The following is a 2,995-nucleotide window of genomic DNA, read 5'->3' on the forward strand; positions in this document are numbered from 1 at the left end:
TCAGATAACCTTCTGGCTATCCTTTTGCTTCATGACAATAGCTATGCTATCCTCATAAGCAATTTAATCATTAACGAGGGTCTCGTTAATTAAATTTCTCTAAATTATTCTTCTGTCTAGGTGCTACTTCTCGCCTTCTAGGTCAGTCACTTCGTGACCGCTCCCTTCAGCGCCTAATGAATATAACGTCCTTTTAGAGATAGTGTCAATAGGTTTCTAGAAAGTATTTTTTGATGGCTGGAATCCTGTGAGATGAGGGATTTCAGCCATTTTAGTTCGTGGGATAGGGCAGTTTGCTCAGTAATTTAATGATTTTGTGCGCCTATTCTTTCACTTCAAAAACGTTGGTATCCCATGACACACAAAGGCTGTAGCCAATCTAGCCTTATGCTGGAATAAATTTGTGGTTGCGAGGGTGAATGGAAAATATGTTGCCGAGCTGGATAGTTTTGGACGAGCTGCTGACTAATTGGTTGAGGGAGGACATTGGGAGAGGGGATAGAACGACGGATGGGCTCGCTGAATTAGCGGATGTAAGTGGAAAGGCTCACTGGGTTGCCAAAGAGGATGGGGTGATTGCAGGGCTGCCTGTCGCAGCAAGGGTTTTTTCTTTGCTGAATAACGAAGTGGCTTTTCAAGCTGAGGTGGCTGAGGGCGATCGCATTCAAACAGGCACCATCATTGCAGACATTAGCTGTCAGCTTTCTACTCTGCTGACCGGAGAGCGCGTTGCTCTTAACATAGCGATGAGCTTAAGTGGGATTGCTACTATGACTAGACAATATGCAGAAGTCATCGCAGATCTACCAACCCAGCTAGTCGATACTAGAAAAACAACGCCTGGTATGAGACTGCTTGAAAAGTATGCGGCTTCTGTAGGAGGCTCACAGAATCACCGACTAGGGTTAGATGATGGCGTGATGATTAAGGACAACCATATTGCGGTAGCAGGTGGAATTGGAAAGGCAATTAAATATATAAGAGGGCGAATCCCCTATCCAATTACGATAGAGGTAGAGACAGAGAGTTTAGAGCAGGTGAATGAGGCGATCGCGCACCAAGCCGACATCATCATGCTCGACAATATGGCTCTAAACACTATGCGTGATGCGGTAAAGGCAATTCGAGCCGCGAACGAGCATATCAAGATCGAAGCGTCTGGTAATATCACGCTAGAGACCATCCGAGCAGTAGCAGAAACAGGGGTAGACTACGTTTCTAGCAGTGCGCCGATCACGCGATCGCCCTGGCTCGATTTGAGCATGCGTATGAAGCAAAGTTAATTTACGAAACGGAGCCTCCAAGACAGCCATACTCTTGGACTAGGCTAAGGCCAATGTCACTTGTAAAGTAATGTCTATGTGCAATCAGTCCCGTAGTCATCAGTCCCGTAGTCAGCGGAGCAACAGTCAGCCCAGCATCATCAAAATTGACATGCTAGACAGTGACTACGCCAAGATGATTGCAGGAGAGACAATTGCTATAGATCGTAGAGACAGACTCGAAGATATTGATACCTATACGCTGAATCGACTGGGCAAGCAGATTAGCCGCTACCGCTATGGCAATCTAGATCAGATTGGGAAAGACGACATTCTTTGCGACATCGGTTTAACAGCCGAATTACTCACGCGCTCAGATATGGAGGATATTCATCAGAGAAACAGAGAGTCTGGATATTTCTATTTGACAGAGAGCGAGCGTCTGCAAGTTCTCAACTGGCTAAAAGACGAGCTAGCAGTTGATCTCGCCGCACTTGCTCCTAAAGCGACTCCGCTATGAGAGCAGCTCTAAAATTCAGCTAGTCGAACCAGATAGTTCAAAAAACTAATCACTTTTTGGACACTCTTCTTTAGCGGCTAAATTTAACTGCCAAAAATTCTAGACTTACTAAAAGCTTGTCACTGAAATTTAGAACCGAGATTTACTCGAAAATAAGGCAAAGCAAATGGCTTCAGCTCCAGCTATTCATCACGAACTGCCAGGACTTATAGAAGGACTTCCTGATCTATGTGGTCGAGAAGATGAGATCGAACTAGTCACTCACCAGTCCGACCCGGTTTTTTTAGCGCAGACCAATCTACGGCTCTCAGATATCTCTGCTGGGTTTGCAGTGGCTTTGCATATGCACCAGCCAACGATCCCAGCAGGTCAGCAGGGTGAGCTCATCAGCAATCTGCAGCATATGTTCGAGCATCCTCACGATGGGGACAATCACAACGCGGGGCCCTTTGCCTATTGCTACAGCCGGATTGGAGACTTCATTCCCGATCTAGTTGAGCAAGGATGCAACCCTAGGGTGATGCTGGACTATTCGGGGACTTTGCTGTGGGGAATACAGCAGATGGGTCGCACCGATATATTAGACAAACTCAAGCGAGTAACCTGCGAGCCGCAGTATCAGCCGTATGTAGAATGGCTAGGCACGTTTTGGGGCCATGCCGTGGCCGGCTCTACGCCACTACCGGATATCAAGCTGCATATTCAGGCTTGGCAGCACCACTTCGCTGCGATCTTTGGACAGGAGGCTTTGAAAAGGGTTAGGGGATTTTCGCTGCCAGAGATGCAGCTACCCAACCATCCTGAGACGCTCTATGTGCTAGTGAAAGCGCTAAGAGACTGTGGCTATCAGTGGATGATGGTGCAAGAGCATACGATCGAAACGTTGACTGGGGAGGGAATTCGAGCCACTCATCTACCCCACCGGCTCGTAGCAAAAGGACTGTCGGGCGAAGTTGCCGAGATTACTGTGTTGATCAAAACGCAAGGGTCAGACACAAAGCTAGTTGGACAGATGCAGCCATACTATGAGGCGAAGACGCTGAGTCCGAAGCCATTGGGAGACAAAACGATTCCACCGATAGTGACGCAGATTGCGGATGGAGAAAATGGCGGTGTGATGATGAATGAGTTTCCTAGTGCGTTTAAGCGGGCATGGCATGAGATAGGAAGCAGCGCTCAGGGAACGGTCGCTTTCAACGGCACAGAGTATCTA

The 2,995-nt window shown here is 47.6% G+C and carries 3 protein-coding genes; all 3 read left to right on the top strand.

The features are described from left to right. Nucleotides 1–419 precede the first annotated feature (419 nt). The gene (gene nadC / locus IQ256_RS28735) at nucleotides 420–1,283 is read left to right on the top strand and encodes a carboxylating nicotinate-nucleotide diphosphorylase (RefSeq protein ID WP_193859103.1); all 864 of its coding nucleotides are present in this window, start codon (nucleotides 420–422) and stop codon (nucleotides 1,281–1,283) included. 76 nt (nucleotides 1,284–1,359) lie between these two features. Further along, nucleotides 1,360–1,782 carry a hypothetical protein gene (locus IQ256_RS28740; RefSeq protein ID WP_193859104.1) on the top strand — a complete coding sequence of 141 codons (423 nt, stop codon included), beginning with the start codon at nucleotides 1,360–1,362 and terminating at the stop codon, nucleotides 1,780–1,782. Between the two features lie 166 nt (nucleotides 1,783–1,948). Further along, nucleotides 1,949–2,995, top strand: a 1,047-nt coding sequence (locus IQ256_RS28745; RefSeq protein WP_193859105.1) for a glycosyl hydrolase family 57, incomplete at its 3' end; no start/stop codon positions are given.

The sequence above is a fragment of the cf. Phormidesmis sp. LEGE 11477 genome (assembly GCF_015207105.1).
Lineage (GTDB): Bacteria > Cyanobacteriota > Cyanobacteriia > Phormidesmidales > Phormidesmidaceae > Phormidesmis.

Bases quoted from the DNA above. Each gene is read 5' to 3' on its own strand.
- nadC (WP_193859103.1), top strand. From the start codon at position 420: ATGGAAAATATGTTGCCGAGCTGGATAGTTTTGGACGAGCTGCTGACT.
- IQ256_RS28740 (WP_193859104.1), top strand. From the start codon at position 1,360: ATGTGCAATCAGTCCCGTAGTCATCAGTCCCGTAGTCAGCGGAGCAAC.